This window comes from Microcoleus sp. S1D4 (genome assembly GCF_036700765.1).
In the GTDB taxonomy this organism is placed as follows: domain Bacteria; phylum Cyanobacteriota; class Cyanobacteriia; order Cyanobacteriales; family Microcoleaceae; genus Microcoleus.
Map to the genome: position 1 here is coordinate 52,357 of NZ_JAUBPP010000018.1, position 24,570 is coordinate 76,926.

Annotated in this window: 37 protein-coding genes; 3 read left to right on the forward strand and 34 right to left on the reverse strand. The window is 47.3% G+C overall.

Annotated elements, in window-relative coordinates; all coding sequences use genetic code 11:
* Nucleotides 1–75: 75 nt before the first annotated feature.
* The 31 genes from rpmE to QT998_RS19045 form a co-directional block, all read right to left on the reverse strand.
* Nucleotides 76–384, reverse strand: a complete 309-nt coding sequence (gene rpmE, locus QT998_RS18895) for a 50S ribosomal protein L31 (RefSeq protein WP_194010363.1) — start codon at nt 382–384, stop codon at nt 76–78.
* Nucleotides 385–581: 197 nt separating this feature from the next.
* The gene (gene rpsI, locus QT998_RS18900; protein WP_194067224.1) at nt 582–995 is read right to left on the reverse strand and encodes a 30S ribosomal protein S9; all 414 of its coding nucleotides are present in this window, start codon (nt 993–995) and stop codon (nt 582–584) included.
* Complete coding sequence (gene rplM / locus QT998_RS18905; RefSeq protein WP_194010362.1) at nt 995–1,450, reverse strand: 50S ribosomal protein L13; 456 nt, start codon at nt 1,448–1,450, stop codon at nt 995–997. Before rplM ends, rpsI begins: the two co-directional genes overlap by 1 nt.
* A 117-nt stretch (nt 1,451–1,567) precedes the next feature.
* Nucleotides 1,568–2,410 carry a tRNA pseudouridine(38-40) synthase TruA gene (gene truA / locus QT998_RS18910; protein WP_333092057.1) on the reverse strand — a complete coding sequence of 281 codons (843 nt, stop codon included), beginning with the start codon at nt 2,408–2,410 and terminating at the stop codon, nt 1,568–1,570.
* A gap of 29 nt (nt 2,411–2,439) precedes the next feature.
* Nucleotides 2,440–2,790 (reverse strand): 50S ribosomal protein L17, encoded by a 351-nt coding sequence (gene rplQ, locus QT998_RS18915; RefSeq protein WP_194010371.1) that lies wholly within the window; start codon nt 2,788–2,790, stop codon nt 2,440–2,442.
* Between the two features lie 129 nt (nt 2,791–2,919).
* A complete protein-coding gene (locus QT998_RS18920) occupies nt 2,920–3,864 on the reverse strand; it encodes a DNA-directed RNA polymerase subunit alpha (protein WP_333092058.1) in 945 nt (314 codons plus the stop codon).
* A 177-nt stretch (nt 3,865–4,041) separates the two neighbouring features.
* A complete protein-coding gene (rpsK, locus tag QT998_RS18925) occupies nt 4,042–4,440 on the reverse strand; it encodes a 30S ribosomal protein S11 (protein ID WP_006634980.1) in 399 nt (132 codons plus the stop codon).
* A gap of 84 nt (nt 4,441–4,524) precedes the next feature.
* Complete coding sequence (rpsM, locus tag QT998_RS18930; protein WP_106333882.1) at nt 4,525–4,908, reverse strand: 30S ribosomal protein S13; 384 nt, start codon at nt 4,906–4,908, stop codon at nt 4,525–4,527.
* Between the two features lie 82 nt (nt 4,909–4,990).
* Nucleotides 4,991–5,104 carry a 50S ribosomal protein L36 gene (rpmJ, locus tag QT998_RS18935; RefSeq protein ID WP_015178722.1) on the reverse strand — a complete coding sequence of 38 codons (114 nt, stop codon included), beginning with the start codon at nt 5,102–5,104 and terminating at the stop codon, nt 4,991–4,993.
* Nucleotides 5,105–5,467: 363 nt separating this feature from the next.
* Entirely contained in the window at nt 5,468–5,692 is a 225-nt protein-coding gene (gene infA / locus QT998_RS18940; protein WP_006276978.1) for a translation initiation factor IF-1, read from the reverse strand.
* Nucleotides 5,693–6,141: 449 nt separating this feature from the next.
* Nucleotides 6,142–6,723 (reverse strand): adenylate kinase, encoded by a 582-nt coding sequence (locus QT998_RS18945; protein ID WP_333092060.1) that lies wholly within the window; start codon nt 6,721–6,723, stop codon nt 6,142–6,144.
* Nucleotides 6,724–6,728: 5 nt separating this feature from the next.
* A complete protein-coding gene (gene secY, locus QT998_RS18950; RefSeq protein ID WP_333092061.1) occupies nt 6,729–8,033 on the reverse strand; it encodes a preprotein translocase subunit SecY in 1,305 nt (434 codons plus the stop codon).
* A 102-nt stretch (nt 8,034–8,135) separates the two neighbouring features.
* The gene (gene rplO / locus QT998_RS18955) at nt 8,136–8,582 is read right to left on the reverse strand and encodes a 50S ribosomal protein L15 (protein ID WP_333092062.1); all 447 of its coding nucleotides are present in this window, start codon (nt 8,580–8,582) and stop codon (nt 8,136–8,138) included.
* Nucleotides 8,583–8,728: 146 nt separating this feature from the next.
* The gene (gene rpsE, locus QT998_RS18960) at nt 8,729–9,277 is read right to left on the reverse strand and encodes a 30S ribosomal protein S5 (protein ID WP_333092064.1); all 549 of its coding nucleotides are present in this window, start codon (nt 9,275–9,277) and stop codon (nt 8,729–8,731) included.
* Nucleotides 9,278–9,404: 127 nt separating this feature from the next.
* The gene (rplR, locus tag QT998_RS18965; RefSeq protein WP_333092066.1) at nt 9,405–9,767 is read right to left on the reverse strand and encodes a 50S ribosomal protein L18; all 363 of its coding nucleotides are present in this window, start codon (nt 9,765–9,767) and stop codon (nt 9,405–9,407) included.
* A gap of 2 nt (nt 9,768–9,769) precedes the next feature.
* Entirely contained in the window at nt 9,770–10,318 is a 549-nt protein-coding gene (gene rplF, locus QT998_RS18970; protein WP_194010354.1) for a 50S ribosomal protein L6, read from the reverse strand.
* 245 nt (nt 10,319–10,563) lie between these two features.
* Nucleotides 10,564–10,968 (reverse strand): 30S ribosomal protein S8, encoded by a 405-nt coding sequence (gene rpsH, locus QT998_RS18975; protein WP_194010353.1) that lies wholly within the window; start codon nt 10,966–10,968, stop codon nt 10,564–10,566.
* Nucleotides 10,969–10,990: 22 nt separating this feature from the next.
* Nucleotides 10,991–11,536 carry a 50S ribosomal protein L5 gene (rplE, locus tag QT998_RS18980; protein WP_333092068.1) on the reverse strand — a complete coding sequence of 182 codons (546 nt, stop codon included), beginning with the start codon at nt 11,534–11,536 and terminating at the stop codon, nt 10,991–10,993.
* A 120-nt stretch (nt 11,537–11,656) separates the two neighbouring features.
* Nucleotides 11,657–12,019: a 50S ribosomal protein L24 gene (gene rplX, locus QT998_RS18985; RefSeq protein ID WP_228041975.1), complete on the reverse strand. Its 363-nt coding sequence runs from the start codon at nt 12,017–12,019 to the stop codon at nt 11,657–11,659.
* A gap of 1 nt (nt 12,020) precedes the next feature.
* Nucleotides 12,021–12,389 (reverse strand): 50S ribosomal protein L14, encoded by a 369-nt coding sequence (gene rplN / locus QT998_RS18990; RefSeq protein ID WP_194010351.1) that lies wholly within the window; start codon nt 12,387–12,389, stop codon nt 12,021–12,023.
* A 114-nt stretch (nt 12,390–12,503) separates the two neighbouring features.
* A complete protein-coding gene (rpsQ, locus tag QT998_RS18995) occupies nt 12,504–12,752 on the reverse strand; it encodes a 30S ribosomal protein S17 (RefSeq protein ID WP_194010350.1) in 249 nt (82 codons plus the stop codon).
* 64 nt (nt 12,753–12,816) lie between these two features.
* Nucleotides 12,817–13,098, reverse strand: coding sequence for a 50S ribosomal protein L29 (rpmC, locus tag QT998_RS19000; RefSeq protein ID WP_194067217.1), 282 nt, complete (start codon nt 13,096–13,098; stop codon nt 12,817–12,819).
* A 157-nt stretch (nt 13,099–13,255) separates the two neighbouring features.
* Nucleotides 13,256–13,675, reverse strand: a complete 420-nt coding sequence (gene rplP, locus QT998_RS19005) for a 50S ribosomal protein L16 (protein WP_194010369.1) — start codon at nt 13,673–13,675, stop codon at nt 13,256–13,258.
* Between the two features lie 110 nt (nt 13,676–13,785).
* Complete coding sequence (gene rpsC, locus QT998_RS19010) at nt 13,786–14,514, reverse strand: 30S ribosomal protein S3 (RefSeq protein WP_194010348.1); 729 nt, start codon at nt 14,512–14,514, stop codon at nt 13,786–13,788.
* A 192-nt stretch (nt 14,515–14,706) separates the two neighbouring features.
* Nucleotides 14,707–15,066, reverse strand: a complete 360-nt coding sequence (gene rplV / locus QT998_RS19015) for a 50S ribosomal protein L22 (protein ID WP_194010347.1) — start codon at nt 15,064–15,066, stop codon at nt 14,707–14,709.
* Nucleotides 15,067–15,164: 98 nt separating this feature from the next.
* Nucleotides 15,165–15,437, reverse strand: a complete 273-nt coding sequence (gene rpsS / locus QT998_RS19020; protein WP_194010346.1) for a 30S ribosomal protein S19 — start codon at nt 15,435–15,437, stop codon at nt 15,165–15,167.
* Between the two features lie 131 nt (nt 15,438–15,568).
* On the reverse strand, nt 15,569–16,432 hold the full coding sequence (gene rplB, locus QT998_RS19025) for a 50S ribosomal protein L2 (protein WP_194010345.1): 864 nt from the start codon (nt 16,430–16,432) through the stop codon (nt 15,569–15,571).
* Nucleotides 16,433–16,588: 156 nt separating this feature from the next.
* Entirely contained in the window at nt 16,589–16,897 is a 309-nt protein-coding gene (locus QT998_RS19030; RefSeq protein ID WP_194010344.1) for a 50S ribosomal protein L23, read from the reverse strand.
* Entirely contained in the window at nt 16,890–17,522 is a 633-nt protein-coding gene (gene rplD / locus QT998_RS19035; RefSeq protein ID WP_333092072.1) for a 50S ribosomal protein L4, read from the reverse strand. Before rplD ends, QT998_RS19030 begins: the two co-directional genes overlap by 8 nt.
* A 160-nt stretch (nt 17,523–17,682) precedes the next feature.
* Nucleotides 17,683–18,318 (reverse strand): 50S ribosomal protein L3, encoded by a 636-nt coding sequence (gene rplC / locus QT998_RS19040; RefSeq protein ID WP_333092074.1) that lies wholly within the window; start codon nt 18,316–18,318, stop codon nt 17,683–17,685.
* A gap of 355 nt (nt 18,319–18,673) precedes the next feature.
* Complete coding sequence (locus QT998_RS19045) at nt 18,674–18,859, reverse strand: hypothetical protein (RefSeq protein ID WP_333092076.1); 186 nt, start codon at nt 18,857–18,859, stop codon at nt 18,674–18,676.
* Nucleotides 18,860–18,868: 9 nt separating this feature from the next.
* Between QT998_RS19045 and QT998_RS19050 the strand changes: the two genes are divergently transcribed.
* The 3 genes from QT998_RS19050 (at nt 18,869) to QT998_RS19060 (ending at nt 20,653) form a co-directional block, all read left to right on the forward strand.
* Nucleotides 18,869–19,345 carry an NAD(P)H-quinone oxidoreductase subunit N gene (locus QT998_RS19050; RefSeq protein WP_333092078.1) on the forward strand — a complete coding sequence of 159 codons (477 nt, stop codon included), beginning with the start codon at nt 18,869–18,871 and terminating at the stop codon, nt 19,343–19,345.
* A gap of 122 nt (nt 19,346–19,467) precedes the next feature.
* Entirely contained in the window at nt 19,468–20,073 is a 606-nt protein-coding gene (locus QT998_RS19055) for a vWA domain-containing protein (protein WP_194067210.1), read from the forward strand.
* Between the two features lie 73 nt (nt 20,074–20,146).
* Entirely contained in the window at nt 20,147–20,653 is a 507-nt protein-coding gene (locus QT998_RS19060; RefSeq protein WP_333092080.1) for a salt stress protein, Slr1339 family, read from the forward strand.
* A 212-nt stretch (nt 20,654–20,865) separates the two neighbouring features.
* On the opposite strand, the gene QT998_RS19065 is transcribed toward QT998_RS19060, so the two are convergent.
* The 3 genes from QT998_RS19065 to QT998_RS19075 all read right to left on the reverse strand — a co-directional run bounded on the left by QT998_RS19065 (nt 20,866) and on the right by QT998_RS19075 (nt 24,150).
* Nucleotides 20,866–21,435 carry a deoxycytidylate deaminase gene (locus tag QT998_RS19065; RefSeq protein ID WP_333092081.1) on the reverse strand — a complete coding sequence of 190 codons (570 nt, stop codon included), beginning with the start codon at nt 21,433–21,435 and terminating at the stop codon, nt 20,866–20,868.
* A 44-nt stretch (nt 21,436–21,479) separates the two neighbouring features.
* Nucleotides 21,480–21,908: a dUTP diphosphatase gene (gene dut, locus QT998_RS19070; RefSeq protein WP_333092083.1), complete on the reverse strand. Its 429-nt coding sequence runs from the start codon at nt 21,906–21,908 to the stop codon at nt 21,480–21,482.
* A 157-nt stretch (nt 21,909–22,065) separates the two neighbouring features.
* Nucleotides 22,066–24,150 carry an FAD-dependent thymidylate synthase gene (locus QT998_RS19075; protein WP_333092084.1) on the reverse strand — a complete coding sequence of 695 codons (2,085 nt, stop codon included), beginning with the start codon at nt 24,148–24,150 and terminating at the stop codon, nt 22,066–22,068.
* Between the last annotated feature and the right edge of the window lie 420 nt (nt 24,151–24,570).

Below are 24,570 nucleotides of genomic sequence, written 5' to 3' on the forward strand. Positions count from 1 at the left end.
ATCTCAAATCCTATAGCAGTCAGTTATTTGTAGAAAACACTACTCTTAACCGACTGCGGACAAATGACAATCCAGCTACTTCTTCTTTTTCCCTTTAGCAGCAGCCTTAGCAGCATCTGCTTTCGGGTCTTCCATTTTCAGAGGGCCAGAGGAAGCATCTGCCTGCGGCATTTCTACATCTGTCATGCCATATTTCCGCATAAAGCGTTCCACACGACCTTCAGTATCAATAATCTTCTGAGTGCCAGTATAAAAAGGATGATTCCCCGACCAAACATCAACTTGAAGCTTTGGTCTAGTCGAACCAACCGTCATCACGTGTTCCCCGTTGCAAAAAACCTGAGATTCGGGATACCACTCAGGGTGAATGCCATCTTTCGCCATTTTTTTTACTCTCTAATTTTTGACTTTACAACCATTTTAGCTGTCATCGGACTTACCTACCAACAACAGCAGGAATTTTCCGCAATCGTTGGCTGCGAAAGCGCGAATCAGGAATCAGAAATAGACCTTGAAAAAAAGAAGGATGGAATCTGGATAATTTTTCCTTCTTCCCTCTTCCTTCTTCCTTCTTTGCTCGATTACCGCTTCGAGTATTGAGGAGCCTTCCGAGCTTTCCGCAAACCGTACTTTTTCCGCTCTTTGGCCCGCGGGTCGCGAGTCAAATAGCCCTCAGTCTTCAGAGGCTTGCGGTTATCCGGGTCTAACTGACAAAGCGCTCTAGCGACACCCAAGCGAATCGAGTCAGCTTGACCGGTCAAACCGCCACCTTCGACTTTTACCAAAATGTCATATTCATTTTCCAGACCCAAAGTTTCCAGAGGAGCCTTAGCGAGTGCCAAATAGGTAGGGTTGAATTGCAGGTACAAATCCCCTTCTTTACCGTTGACAGTCAGTATGCCTGTGCCGGGAACCAAACGTACCCGCGCTACGGAACACTTGCGGCGGCCAGTACCCCAGTAAACGGCGCGCCCGGATGTATCTGTTGCTTGCATTACTCATTTCCTCCCGGAATCGTGTGAACAATTAATTCTTCTGGTTTTTGAGCTTCGTGCGGGTGGTTGGGGCCAGCGTACACCTTTAGCTTAGTAAACAGTTGTCGGCCCAGAGAAGTGTGAGGCAGCATTCCCCGGATAGCTTCTTCGACGATTCTTTCGGGCAAACGTGCTTGCAATTTGGCAAAAGTTTCTGTTTTCATGCCGCCCGGTCTGCCAGAGTGACGGCGGTAGATTTTCTGGGTGCGTTTTTTACCAGTAACAGCGATTTTGTCAGCATTGATGACAATTACGAAGTCGCCGGTATCCATTGAAGGAGTGTAAGTGGGTTTGTGTTTGCCCCGGAGGTATATGGCAACTTCTGTTGCCAGACGGCCCAGGCGCTGGTCGGCAGCATCGACCACGTACCACTTGTGCTCTAGGGAGTCTTGAGTAGGGACGTAAGTTTTGTTCATTGTTAGTTGTCAGTTGTTATTTGTTATTTGTTAGTTGTTCATTGTTAGTTGTCAGTTGTTATTTGTTATTTGTTAGTTGTTTCCAATAACTAATAACCAATAACTAATAACCAATAACTAATAACCAATAACTAATTTTGGCTGAGTATCGTACCAAACATCTGGGGGAAAGGGAAATTCTGAATACCCAACCCGCAGCAGGCATAAACCTCGAGCGGGAGCGGCGTATTTTACCATTTCTCGGCGTTCGTTGACCCAGATATCTGTGAAATTGTCGATCGCCCTTTCCCCGCGACCCACCTGCACTAGCAACCCCACCAGCAGCCGCATCATCCCGTACAGAAACCCGCTCGCTTGAACCTCGATATAGATAAGAGGCCCAGAACGATGACACTCTGCTGCTTGTACGTCCACCCAAGAATGGGGGCGGGCAGACCCCGCGCGGTGAAAAGCCGCCAAGTGATGCCGCCCGATTAGCGGTGTCAAAGCTGCCTGAATCAAAGATTCGTCCACAGGCGCGTGGTAGCAGTGCCAAGCATAAGGACGCACAAACAAATTAGGAATCGGGTCTGTATAAAGGGTGTAGCGATAGCGCCGCCAACTGGCTGAGAACCGAGCGTGCCAGGTAGGTTCCACCTTTGCCGAAGCTCGAATTAAAATATCTTTTGCCAGTCGAGAGTTGAGAACGCTTGCCCAGCGGTGAGCCGGAATTGGGCCGCAGACGTCAAAATGGGCTACTTGAGCAGCGGCATGAACTCCTGCGTCAGTTCTCCCGGCAGCGTGCAGCGTTACCGGACGTTGCAGGACAGTCGATATTGCTGTTTCAATTTCTTCTTGTACTGTACGCTGGTTCGGCTGTCGCTGCCAGCCGTGAAAGTTAGTGCCGATGTATTGGATAACTAAAGCAACGCGCTGTATCGATCGGGCATCTTCGATTGGGGATTTTGGATTGTCAGTCATAAATCAAAAATCTCCAACCCAAAATTTCATTAAACCAGTTCAACGATCGCCATTTCGGAATTGTCTCCTTGACGGGGGACAGTTCGCACTACGCGGGTGTAACCACCGTTGCGCGAGCCGTACCGTTCTGCAGCGGCCTCAAACAAGGCGTGTACTAACTGTTTGTCGTAGATATAGCCCATAGCTTGGCGGCGAGCGGCCAAGGAGCCTTCTTTTGCCAGGGTAATCATTCTGTCCGCTTCTGGGCGCAGCGCTTTGGCGCGGGCGAGAGTGGTAGTGATTTTACCGTGACGGATTAATTCGGTGGTCAGCGAGCGCAACATGGCGCGGCGCTGGTCAGCCGGTTTGTTTAGTTGGGGGACGCGACAGCGGTGGCGCATGGTAATTGGTAATTGGTAATTGGTAATTGGGCGCGGGGATAGATAGTCTGCGAACTCCGGGGGTGAATTCTGGGTTTTTAAGAACTCACCCACTTAAAATTCCGCACTTTTTTACCCGTTACCCGTTGATTAACTTTTAGCTGATTTTTCCTGCGGCAGGGTAATCCCCAAGCGTTTTTGTAAAGCTTCAATCACTTCTTCTGCGGACTTCTGCCCGAAGTTCTTGATCTCTAGCAAGTCTTCTTGGGTATAATCCAATAAGTCGGCGACTGAGTTGATCTGAGCCCGCTTGAGACAGTTGTAAGCCCGGACTGACAACTGCAATTCTTCGATCGGGATTTGGCTCGTGGGATCGGCCTCACCTGGATACTCTGGTTTGAGAGAATCGTGGGTGATGTCTTTGAGAGGGGCAAACAAATCTACCAGGATGTGGGCAGATTGACTCAGAGCTTCTTGAGGAGTCACGCTGCCATCAGTCCAGATTTCCATAATCAGCCGGTCTTTCTCGGCCGTGCCACCCAACCGAGCATCTTCAACGCTGTAGTTGACTCTGCGAATCGGCATAAAGATGGCGTCAATTTGGAGAAAATCCAAAGCCGACCCATCATCGCGACTGCGGTCTACTGCTCGATATCCGATGCCTTTTTCAATTCTGAATTCCATTTCCAGAACTGAACCGGGGGAGAGAGTCGCAATGTACTGCGATTTATCGATCAATTCCACCTCAGAAGGTAAATCGAATCGATCGGCAGTAACTGTGACTGGCCCCTCAATCCGCAACCTGCCGATTTGCGGCTGCTGGGAATGAGTTTTAAGAACCACCTCTTTCATGTTCAGGAGAATTTCCAGAACATCCTCCCGTACCCCTTCGATCGTGGCAAACTCGTGATTGACACCCGCGATGCGGACTGAAGTTACTGCCGTTCCTTCCAAATTTGACAGCAGCACTCGCCGAAGCGCATTCCCAACCGTTGTTCCCTGACCGCGATCTAGGGGTTCTAGGACAAATTTGCCGTACTGACTGCGGTCTTTGTCAGTGTTAGACTCTATACATTCAATTTGAAACTGCGCCACGGAGTGACCTCCCTTTTCCACTTTGGATTTTTGATTTTGGATTTTAGATTGCAGAGCATACCCCTGAACGGATTTCGGATTTTGGACGGACGGGGCAACAGTTGAAACCATTATTAGTTTTTGATTTTAAGCAGTTAACCATTATCCAAAATCTAAAATCTAAAATCTCAAATCGTTTTAGACTCTACGCCGCTTGGGAGGGCGACAGCCGTTGTGAGGAATCGGGGTAACATCTCTAATCAGGGTAATTTCCAGTCCCGCCCCTTGCAGAGCCCGAATTGCAGTTTCTCGACCTGCTCCGGGCCCGCTCACCATTACTTCTATTTGGCGCATTCCTTGGTCGTTGGCCCTGCGGGCTGCACTTTCTGCTGCTGTTTGAGCTGCAAAGGGAGTCCCTTTTTTCGCTCCTTTAAAGCCGCTGGAACCTGCTGATGCCCAGGATATTACTTCCCCGTTGAGGTCGGTAATAGTCACAATCGTATTGTTGAAGGTAGACTGGATGTAGCCTACCCCATTGGGTACATTCCGTTTCTGTTTTTTTGCACCAGATTTCTTGCCTGTTTGTTGTCGCGCCATATTAGTCTCTTTAACGTTTCTCTCAACTAATGTCCCGAAGCGCTAGGAGCCAGCAGCCCCCAGCGTAGTTTTTCCAAAAAGAAGTTACTTCTTGGAAGGTGCCTTTTTCTTGCCCGCCACTGTTCGGCGAACGCCGCGACGGGTTCTGGCGTTGGTACGGGTTCGTTGGCCCCGCACAGGCAGACCCAAACGGTGACGCCTACCACGGTAAGTCCCGATATCCATCAGGCGCTTGATGTTCATTGACTCCCAGCGCCGGAGGTCTCCTTCGATTTGGTAGGTGCTTTCTACATGAGCCCGCAGAAGTGTCACGTCGGCCTCTGTTAAATCCTTGACGCGAGTGTCGGGATTTACGCCTGTTGCAGCGATTATTTTTTGGGCCCGCGACAGGCCTATTCCGAAAATGTATGTCAGACCTATTTCGACGCGCTTATCGCGTGGAAGGTCTACCCCGGCAATCCGTGCCACACTTTTGTCTCCCTAATTTTCCTGTTTGGCTACAATGTTGAATGAGGCGGCACCTGCGTGCAGCGCCCAATCTTGCTGTTGTCTAACCTTGGCGCTGTTTGTGTTTTGGGTTAGTGCATATCACCATCACTCGACCGCGACGGCGGATGACGCGACATTTTTCACAAATCTTTTTGACAGATGCTCGAACTTTCATCTTTCTTCCTGCCTGGAGAACCCCGCTCTACCGGAACTCAGCCACGCTGGCCCGTAGAGCGGTGGGAGGAGAGGCTGGGCAAGGTGTAGGCCTCTCCTCGATTAAATTGTATAAAGTACGGGTTGTTTATTGAAGGAGCCCGCTTGCACCCACTCCCTTTGTTGGGGTCAAATTCGCTTGCACCCAAATTTGGGCGATCGATACTTTTACCGCGTAGCAGTCACTTAGCCCTCTACGCTGGTGGGTTGTTGACGCCCTTCTCGCCAACACTACAAACGTAGCATTATAGCATAAATTTGAAGCTTTTTACCAAGTTCTCTCTAATAAAACTTAAAATTAGTTTTTAGAAAGTTTTATCTAAGCCTATTTTTTCCGAAGGCGATATGTAATTCTGCCTTTGGTCAAGTCGTAGGGAGTTAATTCGACCTTGACGCGATCGCCGGGCAAAATCTTGATGTAGTTGCGACGAATCTTGCCGGAAATGTGAGCTAGCACGTTAAACCCATTATCTAGGTCAACGCGAAACATCGCATTGGGAAGAGATTCCGTCACTGTCCCTTCCATTTCAATTAAATCTTGCTTAGACAATTTGGTATTTACCTCAATTTTACATTTGATTAACTAGGAGTATCCCGGTATTGGCTTCAAAACCTATTTACCAACTAAGGATCTGCCGATTTTAGATTTTAGATGCTTCGACTTCGCAAGCGAACAAGTTTTGGATTTTAGATTGACTCCACAGAGGCATCAAATGAGCAGAAACTGCGGTCTAAAATCAGGGTTTGCGACGATGATTGTCGGTGGCTTGTATCCGTTTTGGGCGGGTCTAAGGCGAACGGGGCAATAATTCGGGCGACTCGATCGAATGCTTGACTCTAATTAACTTGTTGCTTCAGCTTTACTTGAGTAAAGTTGTGGCAAGTATAATCGAGTTCAATCCTGTTTCTAACAACCCTCACAAAACCCGATCGCACACAAAGCTCCTAGTTAACATATCTTAGCAAAATTTGGTGAGTAACAAGCTCTATTGAGAGGGTTCAAGAGTCGCCAGAGAGGGCTTGTTGCAGTTCAGCAGTGACTAATCCCATATCGCGATCGCCATCAACCGCAACTAACTGTTCGCGAGCGCTGTAAAACTCAATCAAAGGCTCAGTTTGTTCGCGATAAACTTGCAACCGGCGGCGGATCGTCTCCTCATTGTCATCCTGGCGACCCCGCGACAATAGGCGAGTCACCAAAACATTATCAGGTACGTCCAAATTGACAGCTCTGATATCGCAGTCCTTACCAGACGTACTTCCCTCTACACCAACATCACAGAGCAGTTTGTCAAAAAACGCTGCCTGTGCCACAGTGCGGGGAAAGCCGTCGAGAATCCAGCCTGCACTTGCATCTGGTTGATTCATGCGTTCTTGGACGATATCCATCAATAACTGGTCGGGAACCAACTCACCAGCATCCATGTAGGCTTTCGCCTGTAGCCCCAAGGGTGTTTTCGCCACCACGCAGGCGCGTAGAATGTCACCAGTAGAAATGTGCGGTATTTTCCAGAGAGCGGCTAATATTTGAGCCTGAGTTCCCTTACCTGCCCCTGGAGGCCCCATAAAAATCAGTTGCATTGCGATTACTTCACCATTCCTTCATATCGTTGGGAGATGACGTAAGTTTGAATTTGCTTAGCAGTTTCGATCGCGACACCCACTAGAATTAGCAGGGAAGTTGCACCAAAACCTCTAAAAGTTTGCACGCCGATCGCACTTTCTACAGCCGTTGGTACAATAGCCACCAGACCGAGAAATATCGCGCCCAAGAAAGTCAAACGGTTCAAAACCTTCTCCACATAATCGCTCGTTTTCTGACCAGGACGAATGCCAGGAATACTAGCGCCCATTTTCTTCAAGTTCTGAGACATATCTACAGGGTTGACAATCAACGAAGCGTAGAAATAGCTGAAGAACAGAATCAAAGTCAGATAAAAGAGCGCGTAAGCCCAAGGCGCAGGCCCGTTAGGACTCAAAACATTAGCAACTTCAACCAAAAATGGGTTATTCAGAGACTGAGCGAGGAAAGAAGGCACAATCAACACCGAAGATGCAAAAATAATCGGCATCACTCCGCCTTGATTCAAGCGCAGGGGCAGATAGCTGCGACTCTCCCGATAAACCTTGCGTCCGACTTGGCGGCGGGCAGAAATAATCGGAATACGGCGAGTACCTTCCTGAACAAACACAATCCCGACAATCGTCACCAAAAATACCAGCAGCAGAACCACTACGCGACCGACAATCGCGTTATCGCCACTTTGGGCCAACTCAAAAGTTTGTCCCAAAGAGCGCGGCAAAACCGACACAATGTTGATAAATATCAGCAACGACGCTCCGTTCCCGATGCCTCGTTCCGTCACCAATTCCGATATCCACATGACAAACATCGACCCAGCAGTCAGGGCCAAAGCAGTTTGTGCTATGAATAAGGGCGCTGGAGCTTGAGCAAAAGGGCTGACCCAAATCGCAATGCCAATGCTTTGCAGAATTGCCCAGCCCAAAGAAACGTAGCGAGTAATTTGAGATATCTTGCGCCGCCCCGCTTCTCCTTCATTTTTCTGCAAATCTTCTAAACTTGGCAGAGCAGCGGTTAGAAGTTGCACGATAATTGAAGCATTGATGTAGGGCAAAATCCCCAGCGCAAAAATCCCCAATGCTGACAGGCCGCCTCCTGAAAACAAGTCCAAAAAGCCAATTAAAGGGCTATTTTGGACGTTTTGGGCAAAGGCAGCTCGATCGATGCCGGGGACTGGCAAGTGGACACCCAGACGCACTAAAATCAATAAGCCAAGGGTTACGAGGATACGGCCCCGCAAACCTGCAGCTTGAGCCATCTGCATGAATGTCTCTTGTGCAGTTGGCGCTTTCTCTCTACTAACGTCCATAGTTACGATTTGGGATTTTAGATTTGGGATTTTCGACTAAATCATTTTCTGATAGCAAACTTGAGGATTTGAGATTTGGACTTCTTCTCAAACCTCAAATCTTCAGGCAATTAATTCGCAATTTCCGCCTGCGGCTTCAATTTTGGTGCGAGCACCTGCGGTAAAAGCCTTGGCGCGCACTTGCAGGGGCACATTTAGTTCGCCATCTCCTAAGATTTTCAGCGGGCCATTGTCAGCGGTGACAATTTTTGCTTGAAGCAAAGAGGTGAGAGTAACTTCTGTGTTTGCTGGCAGCGATGCTAATTTACTTACATTAATGGTAGTGTACTCTTTGCGGTTCACTAAAGGGAAGCTTTTGAGCTTGGGCAGGCGGCGGTAGAGAGGATTTTGGCCGCCTTCAAAACCCGGTCTAGTGCCGCTACCGGCTCTAGATTTTTGACCGCGCATCCCTTTACCGGAGCTCGCGCCTTGACCGGCAGAAATACCTCTGCCTAAGCGTCGCCGGCGCTTTTGGGAGCCTGCTTTGGGTCGGGCGTCTTGCAATCTCATAGTTTTAGTAATTGGTAATTGGTAATTGGTATTTAGAGAGCCGGCGCGCAGTAGTTTTGAGTGCGTGAGTTTTGAGTTGCGGATTTTTTTGATTCTCAACGCCAGCACTTAACACTCAAAACTGACAGTTTGCCATTCCCTATGCCCTAACCGTAGAGGTTTTCTACTGGGATTCCGCGTTCTTGAGCAACTTCGGACAAGGTGCGGAGGGTGGAGAGGGCGTTGACTGCAGCTCGGGCGTTGTTCAATGGGTTTCCAGAACCTAGCTGTTTGGCTAAGATGTTGCGGACTCCTGCTAGTTCGAGAACTGTTCGGACTGCTCCCCCTGCAATTACGCCTGTTCCGGCTGCGGCCGGACGCATCATGACTTTGGCTCCGCCGCCTGCACCGTTGATGGGGTGAGGGATGGAGTTTGCTTTGGTGAGGGGGACTTCAATGAGGTGTTTTTTGCCGTCAGCGACGCCTTTTTTCACTGCACCGATGACGTCGCTAGCTTTGCCGACTCCCACTCCAACTTGACCGCGTTCGTTGCCGATAATGACTATGGCGCGGAAGCTGAGTTTTTTACCGCCTTTGACTACTTTAGTAACGCGACGAATCTGAACAACTCTTTCTTGCCATTCGGATTCTTTTTCGCGTCCTTTGTTGTTGCTGCTGCTTTTTTTCTTGGTGCGCTGTTCTTTTTGTTCTGCCATAGTTTTGTCTTGGGGAATTGAGGATTAGTAACTGGTAGTCTGCAATGAGGAATTAACTATTAGGAATTAAGAATTTTATTGCTTCTTTCTTCCTTCTTCCTTCTTCATTCTTCCTTTTTCCTTCTTCCTAAAAGTCTAACCCGGCTTCGCGAGCTGCATCTGCGAGGGCTTTAACGCGACCGTGGTAGAGGTTGCCTCCGCGATCGAACACGACTTTGACTATGCCAGCGCTGGAACAGCGTTTGGCAATCAACTGACCGACTTTGGTGCTGGCGCTGCAGTTGTTGCCAGAACTGAGTTCGGCTTTCAATTCTGGATCTAGGGTTGACGCGGCTGCCAAAGTGTGCTGGGCGGTGTCGTCGATTACTTGGGCGTAGATGTGCTGGTCCGATCGAAATACCGCTAATCTGGGACGCTCGGCGGTGCCGAACACCTTGCGCCGCACGCGGCGGTGTCTGCGGTGGACTGATTCTTTGCGAGTAAGCTTCATGTTTACTTCTTACCTGTTTTGCCTGTTTTACCAGCTTTGCGCCGGATGACTTCGCCGCTGTAACGAATGCCTTTACCTTTGTAGACTTCAGGCGGACGCACAGCGCGGATGCGGGCTGCTGTGTTACCTACGAGTTCTTTGTCAATGCCGGAGACAATGACGTTGGTGTTGCCTTCAACTGCCATTGTGATGCCTTCTGGAGGGGGCATTTCAACTGGCTTGCTGTAACCGACGTTTAAAATCAGGTTCCGTCCTTGAACCTGTGCCCGATAACCTGTGCCGACAATTTCCAGACGGCGCTGAAAACCTTCTGATACACCTTCGACCATGTTGGCGACTAGGGTGCGGCACAAGCCGTGCAGTTGTCTGGCGACGCGAGATTCGTCTCGGCGGGTAACGAGTAAAGTCTCGCCTTCGAGTCCCATGAGGATTTCTGCTGGTATCACTCTGGAAAGTTCACCTTTTGGGCCTTTGACGGCTACTTTTTGGCCGTCTAGGGTGATGGTGACTTTAGTGGGAATGCTAATCGGACGCTTGCCAATTCGCGACATATTTTTTGTCCTTTGTTTTTAGTGATTAGTGCTTGATTGTTAGTCTTTAGTTATTAGTCTTTGAGCGATCGATTCTGGAGTTTGTTGCCAATAATCGGCGACTAATGACCCGCAATAAACGGGTACTGTGCCCCGATACTTTTGAGTTGATGCTCCCAAAATGTTAGATTTTTGTTGAAACTCTCAGATTCACTGCGCTGGAGCGTCAATCTAAAATCTAAAATCTAAAATCGAATGACTAATGACTACCAAACATAACAAAGCACTTCTCCGCCCAAACCTTGGCGTCGGGCTTCTCTATCGGTCATAATGCCGCTGGAGGTGGAGATAATGGCGATGCCAATTCCGCCTAATACTCGGGGCAATTCTTTACGGTTCGAGTAAACGCGAAGTCCTGGTTTGCTGACTCGCTTAAGTGCGGTGATAATGGGCTTGCGAGTTTTACCTTTGTACTTTAGAGAAAGCACTATAGTTCGCTTGACCCCTTCTGGTTCTGCTTCTTCAAATTCGCTGATAAAGCCTTCATTTTTGAGGACTTGGGCGATGCTACGAGTCATTTTTGTAGCTGGAATTTGTGTTGTCTGGTGGCGCGCCATGCAAGAATTGCGAATGCGCGTCAACATATCTGCTATGGTATCGTTAGCTGCCATCTTTTGCTTCTTACTCTAGTGCTTAGTTGTCCCGGAACGGCATTCCCATTTCTTTAAGCAAAGCGCGTCCTTCTTCGTCGGTTTTTGCTGTGGTGATAATTGAAATGTCCATGCCTCGAATTTGATCGATGCTGTCATATTCTATTTCTGGAAAGATGAGCTGTTCTCTCAGGCCCAAGCTGTAGTTGCCGCGACCATCGAAGCTTTTGGGGCTGATGCCGCGGAAGTCGCGGATGCGGGGTAGTGCGAGGTTGATCAGCCGATCGAGAAAATCGTACATCCGATCGCCGCGCAGCGTCACCATAACGCCGACGGGTACTCCTTTGCGGATTTTGAAGCCTGCGATCGCTTTTTTCGCCCGTGTCACCACTGGTTTTTGCCCGGTGATGATGCTAATTTCGTTGATCGACGAATCGAGTGCCTTAGCGTTTTGAGATGCTTCTCCCAAACCGCGGTTCACTGTGACTTTGACGAGTTTGGGAACCTGATGGATATTAGTATATTTAAACTGATCCATCAGTGTGGGAACGATTTTTCCTTGATAAAGAACTTTGAGTTTGTCCGGCATAGTTTTTGTGTTTCGTTAACTGTCCCTGGGCTTGGTCAGGGAATTGTTCTTTGTCAGTTGTTAGTTGTCAGTTGTCAGTTGTCTTTTAAGGACTAAGGACTAAGGACTAAGGACTGATGACTAATTATCGAGGATTTCTCCGGTTTTTTTGAGTTGTCGCAGTTTGCGGCCGTCTTCACTAAATGTATAGCAGACGCGGCTGGCGATTTTCTCTTTTTCGGAATAGTGCATGACATTTGAGCTGTGAATGGGAGCCTCAAAGGTGACTATTTTCCCGGATTCTCCCTCTTGCTGGGGCTTGACGTGCTTGGTTCGGATATTTACGCCTTTAACAATTACTTTGCTGACTTTGGGATATGTCTTGAGGATTTCTCCGACTTTTCCTTTTTCTTTGCCAGTAATTATTTGCACGGTGTCGCCTGCTTTGACGTGCATTCTGTAGCGCTGCGGTTCGCTAGTTGCTTTACCCTTTTTTCCGTACATTTTAAAGTACCTCCGGGGCTAAGGAAATGATTTTAGTAAAGTTTTTGTCGCGCAATTCGCGGGCGACGGGGCCGAAAACGCGAGTGCCTTTGGGGTTGCCTTCTGGATTGATGATGACGGCGGCGTTGTCGTCAAAACGAATGCTCATGCCGCTGTCGCGACGCAAGCCTTTGCGGGTTCTGACAATGACGGCTCTGACGACATCGGATTTTTTGACTGCCATATTGGGGATGGCGTCTTTGACGACGGCAATGATGACATCGCCGACTCCGCCGTAGCGACGGTTGCCGCCTCCCAATACGCGGATGCACATTAGTTTGCGGGCTCCGCTATTGTCGGCGACATTGAGGTATGTCTGGGGTTGAATCATGGTGATTGGGGAAAAGGTAGTTTGATGCTTGCTAACTGCTAACTGTGAATTGCTAATGGATGGTCGATCGAGCTCGATGGCCGATCGCGCTTTTGAGCAATCCAGAATTAACTGTTAGCCATTTTTTGCACCGAAAATCTCAGCAACCGTCCAGCGTTTGGTTTTGCTCAAGGGGCGAGTTTCAGTGATGCGGACGCGATCGCCTGGTTTGCACTGATTTTCTTCGTCGTGAGCTTTGTACCGCTTGGTGCGGACTACGATTTTGCCGTACTTACTGTGGGAGGAGCGGTTTTCGATCGCTACTACGACGGTTTTGTCCATCTTGTCGCTGACTACTACGCCAACTCGTTCTTTAACTGCCATAGCTATCTATCTTTAATTGTGCAATTGAGTTTTTTTGAACTACTGTGCGAGCTTCGGCTGCTGCTTACTCGGGACTGACTGCGGTTGCAGCTTGCTGTGCGTCGGCTGCTTTCGATGCGGCTTTTTCGGCTTTAGCTTGAGCGTCGGCTGCGATTTGGCGCTCGCGTTCAACTGTCATTAATTGAGCCAGCCGATGTTTGGCGTGCTTGAACAGGTGAGGCTTTTCCAGGCGGCCGGTAGCTTGCTGGAGCCGCAGATCCATGAGTTGGCGCTTGACGGCTAAAATTTGCTCTGCTACTGCTGCATCGCTTAATTCTCTAGCTTCTTTAATCTTGGTCAAAGACATAATTCTGTGCTTTATCGTGAGCGATCGAAAGAGTGAAGACTTAATTGTCTAGATGCTGAAGGTCGAAGGAAAGAAAAGTTATGAATTGCCGATTTTAAATTGCTGTCGCCCTTTAAAATTCAGACCAATGCCGACCTAACTCTACCTTCGATTTTCGCTATGACTGGCCTTCTTCGCGGCTGATGAACTTGGTTTTAATCGGTAATTTGAAAGATGCCAAACGCATTGCTTCGCGGGCTGTTTCTTCGGCTACACCGCCAATTTCAAACATGATCCGGCCTGGTTTGACGACGGCTACCCAAAACTCCGGCGCGCCTTTACCAGAACCCATCCGGGTTTCTGCTGCGCGCTGGGTGACTGGTTTGTCGGGAAAAATGCGAATCCAGATTTTACCGCCCCGGCGGATATAGCGGGTCATGGCGCGCCGTCCGGCTTCGATTTGGCGGGACGTTATCCAGGCGGGTTCGACGGCTTGGAGCGCGAAGTCGCCAAAGCTAACTGTATTGCCGCGGGTGGATTGACCGCTCATTCGCCCGCGCTGTTGTTTGCGGAATTTTGTTCTTTTAGGGCTTAACATGGCTTTGGGAGTTGGGATTTTGGTATTTGGTAATTGGTAATTGGCAATTGGTAATTGGCAATTGGTTTTAAATGACAATTGACCATTGACAACTAACAGTTAACAATTAGCTAGCCTTCGTTCGATCGATCTTCAAAGTTCTGGCGACGGCGCTTTTGTTTAGTCCGGGGCACGGCTGCGTTTGGTGCAGATTCTTGTTCTTGTCCGGGAATAATTTCGCCTTTGAAAACCCAAACTTTAATGCCCAGAATACCGTAGATGGTTTGAGCGGTGCAGTAGGAGTAGTCGATGTCGGCCCGCAGCGTGTGCAAGGGGACTCGGCCTTCGCGCGTCCATTCGGTACGGGCGATTTCTGCGCCGTTTAGCCGTCCGCTGACTTGAATTTTGATGCCTTGGATGCCGACTTTTTGGGCGCGGGTGATTGCTTGGCGGACTACTCGGCGGAAGGATACGCGCCGTTCTAGTTGCTGGGCAATGTATTCTGCGATCAGTGTGGCATCGGCGTCTACGCGCTGAACTTCGACGACGTTGATGCGAATTTGGCGGTTGTTACCGATTAGCTGTTGCAAACCGACGCGCAAGGTTTCGATACCTGCTCCGCCGCGGCCTACGACAACGCCCGGTCTGGCGGTGAAGACTTCTAGGTCGATTTGATCGGCTTTCCGTTCAATTCTGACTGAGGAAATGCCAGCATTGCTGAGGGTTTTGCGGACGTACTTGCGGATTTTGTAGTCTTCTTGCAAGAGTTCTGGATAGTTCTTCGGGTCAGCAAACCAGCGAGAGCGGTGCTCTTGGGTAATGCCGAGACGAAAACCAATTGGATGTATTTTTTGGCCCATAATATTTGATTAGTTAATTGGGAAAAAGGTAATTGGTAACTGGGAATAAGTTCGAGGGAAGTCGGAAGAAGGAAGATGTAAAAAACAACTGTCTGCGACTCCGTGATTTCCGTGCTTTGAGGAAAAGGTAATTGGCGATCGCCTATTTTTTCAACTTTAAGCTGTTTATTACCTATTACGTTTTTCCTTGGTTTAGTCTTCTAGGATCGGAGCAACTATTACGGTGATGTGACAAGTTGGCTTGCGGATTTGGTAGGCGCGACCTTGAGCGCGGGGTCTGAAGCGCTTGAGGACTGGGCCTTGGTCTGCGTAAGCTTGAGAGACTACTAGCTTACTTTTGTCTAATCCTGCGTTGTGTTCGGCGTTGGCTACTGCCGATCGCAAAACTTTGACGATGGGTTCGCAGGCGCGGTAGGGCATGAATTCGAGTAAAATCAGGGCTTCTTGGTAGCTTTTGCCGCGAATTTGGTCGAGGACTCGGCGTACTTTGAAGGGGGATGACCGAATGTAACGGGCGATCGCCTTAATTTCGGATGTGGTATCTATAACCATTTCGATTTGGGTAAGTTGGTAATTGGTAATTGGGAAAAAGGTAATTGGTAATTGGGAAAAACTTTTTCCAGTTACCTATTACCTGTCACCTAATTTGGCTATCTTTTTGCCTTTTTATCGCTGTGACCTCTAAAGGTGCGAGTGGGGGAGAATTCTCCGAGTTTGTGACCTACCATTTGGTCGGTGAGGTAGACTGGGACGTGCTGTCTGCCGTTATGAACTGCGATCGTGTGACCTACCATTTGAGGCAGGATTGTGGAAGAGCGCGACCAAGTTTTAATTACTTGTTTTTTGCCTTCGGCGTTGAGTTTTTCAATTTTTGTAAGCAGGTGATCTGCTACAAAGGGGCCTTTTTTTAGCGATCGAGACATGGTTTTGGTAATTAGTAATTAGTAGTTGGAATTGAATTGGGAAGAAAGTTGCAGGAATAAAAGAGCACGGAAAACTTTTTCGTTGTTCCTTCTTCCTTCTTCCTTCTCCCTTCTTCCTTCTTCCTTCTTCCTTAACTTTGTCTGCCGCCCTTGCCGCGCTTGGAAGATTTGCGGCGGCGACGGACGATTAAAGAGTCGCTGCGCTTTTTCTTTTTTCGAGTTTTGGCACCCAATGCTGGTTTACCCCAAGGTGTGACGGGCCCAGAGCGTCCGATGGGCGCTCTGCCTTCGCCACCGCCGTGCGGGTGATCTACCGGGTTCATGACGCTACCGCGAACGGTTGGTCTGCGGCCTTTCCAGCGGGTGCGGCCTGCTTTACCGAGGCTGATGTTTCTAGCGTCTGTGTTGCCAACTTGACCGATGGTGGCGTAGCAGTCGGCGCGGACTTTGCGCTGTTCGCCGGAGGGCAGTTTGAGGGTGACGTAGGTACCTTCTTTTGCCATTAGCTGAGCGCTGGAGCCTGCGGAACGGACGATTTGTCCGCCTTTTCCGGGTACTAGCTCTACGTTGTGGATGCTGGTACCGAGGGGGATGTTTTTCAGGGGTAGGGCGTTGCCGATTTCGATCGGCGCGTCTGGGCCTGAGACTATTACTGTACCGACGGTTAAGTTTAGCGGGTGCAGGATGTACCGTTTTTCGCCATCTTTGTAGAATACAAGGGCGATGCGGGCGTTGCGGTTGGGGTCATATTCGATCGACTTGACGGTAGCAGGAATGCTGTGTTTGTCGCGCCGGAAGTCGATGTCTCTATAAAGCCGTTTGTGACCGCCTCCCCGGTGGCGACAGGTGATGACGCCTCGGTTGTTGCGGCCTTGTTTGGTGTGCTTGTTGCTGGTTAGAGACTTTTCGGGTTCTGACGTGGTAATTTCAGCAAAGTCCGAGACAGTTTTTTCTCGGGTGCTGGATGTATAAGGTCGGTAAGAACGAATGCCCATAATCGATTTTAGATTTTAGATTTTAGACTTGGGATTTTAGATTTTAGATTTGGGATTTCAGATTTGGGATGATCAGTTAACTTTGCTGTTTCCTGGATTGGGAATTGGCACGAGCTAACTGCAATCTAAAATCTAAAATCTAAAATCCAAAATTGGCTAAACTTCTGGGAATAGCAGTTTGCGGATCGACTCTCCGTCTAGCAAAGTGACGGTTGCTCGCTTGTAACAAGGTTTAAAGCCGACGAATTTACCAACTCGACGCTTTTTGCGCGGCGGGTTTTGGGTGTTTACGCCGATGACTTTCACCTTAAATAGCTCTTCGATGGCTGCTTTGATTTGAGGCTTGGTCGCTTTGGGGGCTACGTCGAATGTAAATTGATTTAATTCCATCATTCTGGTAGCTTTCTCGGTGAGAATCGGACGCTGGATCAAATCTGCGTAGTCGCGGGGGTCGATTTTACTCACCGTAAATCTCCTGAATTTTTGTGATGGCGGTAGAGGTGACAATGATTTTGTCAGCCGCGAGAACGTCGTAAACGTTCAGGGAAGTTGCCAAGATGACGTTGACTAATTCGATGTTGCGTCCTGACAAATAGACGTTTAGTTGCGGTTCTGGCAAGATTAACAGAACTTTTTTATTTGGGTCGATGCCCCAACGGGCGATCGCGCTCAGCAATTCTTTGCTTTTCGGTCTCGGAAATTGCTCTGCAAATTCTTCAACCACAATCATGTCTTCGGTGCGACTTTGGAATGCTGTCCGCAAAGCGAGACGGCGTTCCTTTTTGTTCATTTTGACTTCAAAGTCTCTGGGTTTCGGCCCGAATATGACACCGCCGCCCCGCCACAGCGGAGAACGGATAGAACCTGCTCTGGCTCGACCGGTGCCTTTTTGACGCCAAGGTTTGCGACCGCCACCTCTAACTTCCGAGCGAGTTTTGGTGCAAGCATTTCCTTGACGGGCGTTATTCAGTTGCCGCGTCAATGCTCTGTGAACGATGTGAGACGCATTTTCTTCTTTGGCTACGCGCAGTTCTAAAGTTGTTTCCCCAACTTCTTCGCCTTGCCAATTTCGCACTACACAATTAACCATATCTTTTGTCCTTTGTCTGTTGTTAGTTGTCTGTTTTTTAGTTTTCGCTTTGTCGCTTTGTCGCTTTGTCGCTTTGTCAGCTTTAAGTTTTTGGCTCTTAGTTCTTCTTGCTACTCGCCCGCCAACTACTATCTACTGACTGCTGACTGCTGACTGCTGACTAACGTCCTACTTTTTTCTCAGGCACAACATTGACTAAGGCGCCAGGTTTGCCGGGAACTGCTCCCTTAATTAGCAACAAATTCTGCTCTGCATCCACCCGGACAATTGTGAGTTTGCGGACGGTGACTTGAACGTTGCCCATACGTCCCGCCATTTTTTTACCGGGATAGACGCGGCCGGGAGTTGTTCCAGGTCCGATCGATCCAGGTTCGCGGTGATTTTTGGAACCGTGAGACATAGGGCCTCGTTTGAAGTTGTGGCGCTTTTGAAAGCCTGCAAAACCTTTACCGATGCTTGTACCGATGACATCTACTATTTGTCCCGGTGTAAAGCTATCTGCTTTTAGTTGTTGACCTAATTCAAAGGAACTGGTGTCTTCCAATCGGTATTCGTGCAAGTGGCGCAATGGAGTCGCCCCCGACTTGGCAAGGTGTCCCAATTTTGGCTGGTTGAGAGCCTTCGGCTTAACGTCGCTGTATCCAACTTGAACGGCACCGTAGCCGTCAGTTTGTTTTGTTTTGATTTGAGTTACTGTACAAGGCCCTGCTTGAATGACGGTGACGGGGATTGCTCTCCCTTCTTCGTCAAACACTTGAGTCATGCCTAGTTTTGTACCAAGAATGCCTACAGACACGGATTTTTTCCTTTTATTTACGCAAGAGGTTTCGGATTGAGATTTTTTTTACGTCAATCCGCTTGCTCTTGTGCAGAAACATTTATTTCAGTGTTCCTGCAATTAACTGTTATCAACCAACAGCTTTCCTCGGTGTTTAAAATTTGAGTTTTAAATTTGGGAGCGAGCTTGTGGAAGTCTTGCAAGGGTTGAGATGCGCGGCTTTTTACCCGATCGCTCTCCGAGTTTTGTCTCGGTCTTGCTTGTTTGCGCCAGGACTTGAGCGGCAAGCTACTCAGTATCCTTAACGGCGACAATTTACAATAGTATATGAAGTGTTTGCCGTTTGTCAAGGCCGCGAGCATAAGTTGATGAATTAACCACCGGTGGCCGGAAACCGGAATTTTTTTAACGACAATACTTTGGTCAAACCGTCAATCAGATTGAAAAACCCGGTTTTTTGATTCGGATCGTCCCGGACTAAACTTTTCGCCTCAGCTTGAGGATTTATAATACTCCAAGCTCGCAATTGGCGATCGACCACATTTAAAACAGCAGGCAAGACAAATTTATGGGACTGATTACGACTGGTTCGGATATGATTCGGGATTTGGAAAAGTCGGGGTCGCTAGCCCTGTACGTTCCTTTAGAGGGAGGATTTGAGGGTCGTTACCTGCGGCGGCTGAGGGCTGCGGGCTACGGTGCCCATACGATTACGGCGCGGGGCTTGGGCGATTTGGCGATGTATTTGACGGGGGTTCACGGAGTGCGGCCGCCGCATTTGGGCAAAAAAACTACTGGCAATGAAGGGGCTGTCGGTTATACGTACTACCTGCCGCCGATGTTGAAAACTCAATTAGACAATTTGCCGCCGAAAGCAAAAGGACTGGTGCTGTGGATTATTGAAGGGCAGGTTTTGTCGAGTCAGGAAGTTGAGTATTTGACTGTTTTGCCGACGTTAGAACCGCGAGTTAAAATAGCAGTGGAGATGGGGGGCGATCGAGTTTTTAGCTGGAAGCCGCTTAAAGAAGCTTTAGTTACAGCTTAAATTCTGCTATTTGCGATCGCAAATCAACTAAAAAACGCAGCGAGCAACGAAAGCTCAACAGCTTCGGCTCGCTGGTTTTCTTCTTTTTTGGAAAAACTTTATTTAATTAACAGGAAAATCTTATGCTTCAGAACCGCGATTATACAATCATCATTGACAAAAGCGGCAGTATGTACACTAAAGATCGGACTGGCGGTAAAAGTCGGTGGGCGCTGATCCAAGAATCGACGATCGCCCTAGCGAACAAATGCGAAGAACTGGATCCAGACGGCATCACCGTTTATGTGTTTTCCGGTCGTTTCAAGCGCTACGACAACGTAACATCAGCTAAAGTCTTGCAAATATTCCAAGAAAACGAACCTTCGGGGAATACAAATTTAGCTGCGGTACTGCTAGACGCTCTAAACAGTTATTTTCAGCGCAAAGCATCCGGTAAGACCAAGCAAAATGGGGAAACAATATTAGTGGTGACGGACGGTGAACCCGACGATCGCAAAGAAGTGATGAAAACGATTATAGAGGCTTCGCGGAAGATCGATCGAGATGAAGAGTTAGCAATTTCTTTCATTCAAGTAGGGAATGCGCCGGAAGCTACTAAATTTCTCAAAATATTAGATGACGAATTACAAAGCGCTGGGGCTAAATTTGATATCGTTGATACCGTGACGATGGACGATCTTGAAGACATGACACTGACGGAAGTATTGTTAAATGCAATCACTGATTGAAGAATCGGGGAAATTTCGCGCGATTATATTTGTGGCTGGTTGCTGGACAGCATTTTTTAGAGGGTTTTAAGTTATGGAATCGATCGATCGCCTGTTAGCTGAACTTAAGGCAGAATATCAAGCATCTCAAAAACTTCGCGAGGTACAAAGTCAGCCGTCAGTGGAAGCACAACCGCTTTCGCAACCAGCAGCAGTGCCGTCAAATAAAACATCAAAAACAACAAATATCAATTTGTATCCTGGTGCTTTAGAGAAGGATTTAGCTGAAATTAAGGCTGAATGCGAAGCACAAAATAAACATCAGGAAGTTGCTGCACAAAAACCGCTTAAGTCTCCGAAAAAAGCAGAAAATAAAGCTCAGGAAGTGACTGCACTAGCACCGCAACCCCCAGAAAAGATTGTGCAGTCAGAGTTAGACATCCAAACCCGCAGGCAGAAGGTTAGGCAAGCTCAAGTTTGGCTGAAAAATTTGGATAAGAATTCCGATGAGAGATATTGGTTCGATCAGTTTGCTTTTAAGTATAGTTCGAGGATAGATGCGGCGATCGACTATTTACAAGTTGTGGACGAGTTTGATTGAATGTTGACTGTTGACTGTTGACTGTTGACTGTTAAATTCTGAATGCGGACTAAGGAATGAAAATTTAATAACTTAAGGGATTTCTCGTTACCAGGAAGAGCCTGGTAATGCAGGTGCGGAGGCTCTCTTTGCCTCCTTCTTTCTCGCAACTTACGAGATAGAGGACTGTAGGAGGTGCTTAAGCTATTAAGTTTTCGATCCTAAAGTCCCCGCTACGAACCAAATGGTCGATCGCCCTTTGGAACAGACGTAGGATTCAGCAGAAATGAAGCTGCTGTTTTTGCTGTGATTTCAGATAGCTGAATTTGTGTAAACTCAACAATACCTTCAGCTATAAAAGAATCTCTCAACTCAGCTTTTTCTCCGCTGTTAAAAACAGTTTCATAAAAAACTTCGCGAATCCCTGCAGAAATGATTAATTTCAAACAATAAATGCAGGGTTCTAAAGTCACGTAAATGCTAGATCCAGCCGTAGATATCCCGTGTTTGGCAGCTTTGGCGATCGCATTTGCTTCAGCGTGCACCGCCCGCGACGGCAAAGTTTTGCTGGCGTCGCAACTGCTTAAACCCGGATAGCAAAAGCCTTGAGTCGTACAGTGTACCGAACCTGACGGCGAACCGTTGTAACCCGTGGCTAAAACTTGCCTGTCTTTAGCAATTACTGCGCCGACGGGGAAAGCCAGACAAGTCGATCGAGTAGCAGCTAATTTTGCTAACATTAAAAAGTATTCGTCCCAATTTGGTCTGTGAGGGGGTTCGTAATTGTCTGGTGTATTGTTCATTTAAAAGCTAGAATGAGAACTGTATTGAAACAAGAAATTTATTGTCATAGTCCAGTTGAGCCAAATCCCTTATCTCCCCTAGAACTCGAACGTAACATTTTAATCTCTTCAATTTCCACACGAATTACTGGCGCTATTACCATTTGAGCAATTTTCATGCCTCTTGTCACTTGAAAGGAAGTTTGACCGTGATTGATTAAGATGACTTTGATTTCGCCTCGATAGCCTTCATCTATGGTTCCTGGTGCATTGAGGACAGTGATTTGGTGCTTGAGAGCTAAACCACTTCTGGGACGGATTTGAGCCTCTGTTTTTTCTGGTAATTCTATTGATATTCCTGTATGAATTAACTGGCTTTCTCCCGGAGTAATTTCTAATTCATCTATAGAAAATAAGTCCATTCCAGCATCAGTATCATGGGCATATTGCGGGATTATCGCTAATTCATGGAGTTGCAGAATTTTTAGTTTCATCTTGTTTGGTATTTACTTGATATCAAATCCTGTAGCATCTGACTTGTAGATGCGGGGGCGGGTTTATGAGAGTGTCTATTATGGCAATTATTGTTGGTGAACCCGCCCCTACAAAATTTAACATCATAGAAGTCCGAAGCGCACAACGGACATGATATTACGGGGCTAGCCTTGCTTTTCCCAGACGAGTAGCTGTGTACCACTTGGCAATGTCCGGTGCCCAATTCTCAAAGTGAGGCCACATCATTTCGCAGAGTTTTTGAATTTCTAGTTGAGCATTTTTCTTGTTTCTTAAGTCGGCAAAATGCAGGAAAGACCTCAAATTGAAACTGACTACAAAATGCTGGCGGTAGTCAAAGGGTAATTTGCCTCTGGCGTGTTCCTCCGACATCCCGCCGTCGAAGTCAATTTTGTAACGTTTAGCGGCTTCTAGACACCACTCTAAATCTTTTTCTCTTTGTTCGGGAGAATAGTAATATTTTTTGCCTTCGCGATCGGTATAATAATCTACTGGACGCAGGTAAAAAATATCTTCGATATCTTTTTTACCGACTGCTGCATCCAGAAATTGATTTCCCGTGTAGCGAAGAGAATTATGTACTACTAAACCATTAGCAACAAAGTTATGCCAGTCACCATCCACTTCTAAGTCGTAAGTCATGTGTTGACCAACATATTCAACACTCTTGACTTTTACGGCATGAGACTGCAATTTTCTTCCCTTGGGCTTGGGCTTAACTTCCCAATCTTGAGGATCTAAAATTGGTGAATAAGCTTGATAAAATTCAATCTCTAAATTATTTTGATGGATATGTTCGTGACATTCTTTACAGACAGTCACTAAATTATCAAAATCATAAGCGAGAGATTGATTTGCAAAAACTGGTATTAAGTGATGAGCGTGAAGACTACCACCCCTCATGGCACATTTTTGACAAATATAATCAAACTTTTTGTGGACTTGGGGTGCAATTTGCCGTGTCCAAGCGCCAATCAATTGTCGCTCGGTAGAAGTGCCACCTTTCCAAAAATGAGACTCAGCACCTCTTTGTGTGTAAATTTTTGCATTTTCTATCCGTTTTTGGCGACTGTCTTCAGAGAGGTTTAGTTCATAACCTCCTTTGCCTTTATTCCAAGGTTCATTGCTCCCTGGTTTTCGCTTATTTAGAGACAGTCCATAAGCATAGACCCATTTTTTAACGACCTCAATTGAGCAGTTAGCTAAAGTCGCCATTTCATCAGCGTGCAATCCTTTCTCAAGTTGCTCCACTAACCAATTTTGGTCGCGATAGAGAGCGTTAGGGTTATAATTCCAGGGCTTATGACCTTCAGGGAAGCGCGAACCTGAATAGGCTAAAGATAGCCCATGTTTGTTAGTCCATGCTTTAATCGTATTGGGAGAGCAGTTAGATAAGTCAGCAATTTTTTTGATTGTCAATCCTTGCGAAATTTTGGTTTCAAGCCATGACTTGTCTGTGTAAATCCTATCATCTGTCACCGACACACCATTACACATAACATGGGAATTTTGGTTAATACGAACCACTGTTTCATCTGCGTGGGTTATTAACCCAACCGCATCTTTCATGGTTTGCCAACCGTCGGGGGTAAATAAACGGTGATTAGCGGTACATTCTAAAGTTTTGCCGTCTTCCAATGTTACCTTATAAACCGGCTGAATACCGCTGCACATTACCTCTTTGATATGACCTACTTCAAACAAGCCTGTTTGTTCATTTAAGACTCGTAGGCGCATTTTACGAATTCTTTGTTTGCAGTCACGACGGTATTCGCCTGGTGGCTCACCATTTCGACCTAGAATAGACCGAGAACGAATCGCTTTTTCCCCATTAGTCCAAAGGTCATAAAGTTCTCCAATTGTTTTGCTCAAATTTTTCTTGCCAGCACTTCCCTTACAATCAACAAAAGTGATTAAGGTATCAGCAGCAAGACATTGAACATCGAATGATACTCCTACACGATGTGTCCTCGCCTGCTGCATGACACTGTGAGGAAAATAGCCGCAATTAAAAATAATTTGGGGATGTTCTAAGGGGCCGTAATGCCCGCGATCGCCCGCTAGGAGTCGCTTAACAATTATTTCGCCACATTCTGCCTCAGAAGGCCACGAATCCCGCTCGTCAAATACAAAGTTCTCAGTATAGTCTTGATGGAGTGCAGCATAAACTACTTGCTGAGGATTTGGTGTTTGAGAAATAACTTCTACTCTGAATCTCTCCATGATATTTTATTTGTGTTCCCAACAGTAGTTTGAAATTGCAACATCCTAGATTGTTTCATATAATAGCATTTATGGCAAGTTATTTTTATGCTAATAATTCGTTAATGTAGCTAATTTTTGGTGGGTTCCCAGTATAGCTTGGGAATAGGGAGCTTGGGAAGATGTGTCGATCGCCCTAGCAGGTGACAAGGGTGCATCGCACTATAACAAAAAGCATTTTTTGTTGTAGTTATAGTAATATTGCTGTAGATAGGTTCTAAGGTCTAAAATTTTGTTTGAGCGGAATTTTAATTACAAACTCCGTGCCTTCTCCCGATTGTGAATTGCAACTTAAAGTACCCTGATTGACCATACTGGGATTTTTCGGTTAACAAAAGTTGAGTTTGTGTGGGGGGCAGATCGCCTTTGGGAACATCACCA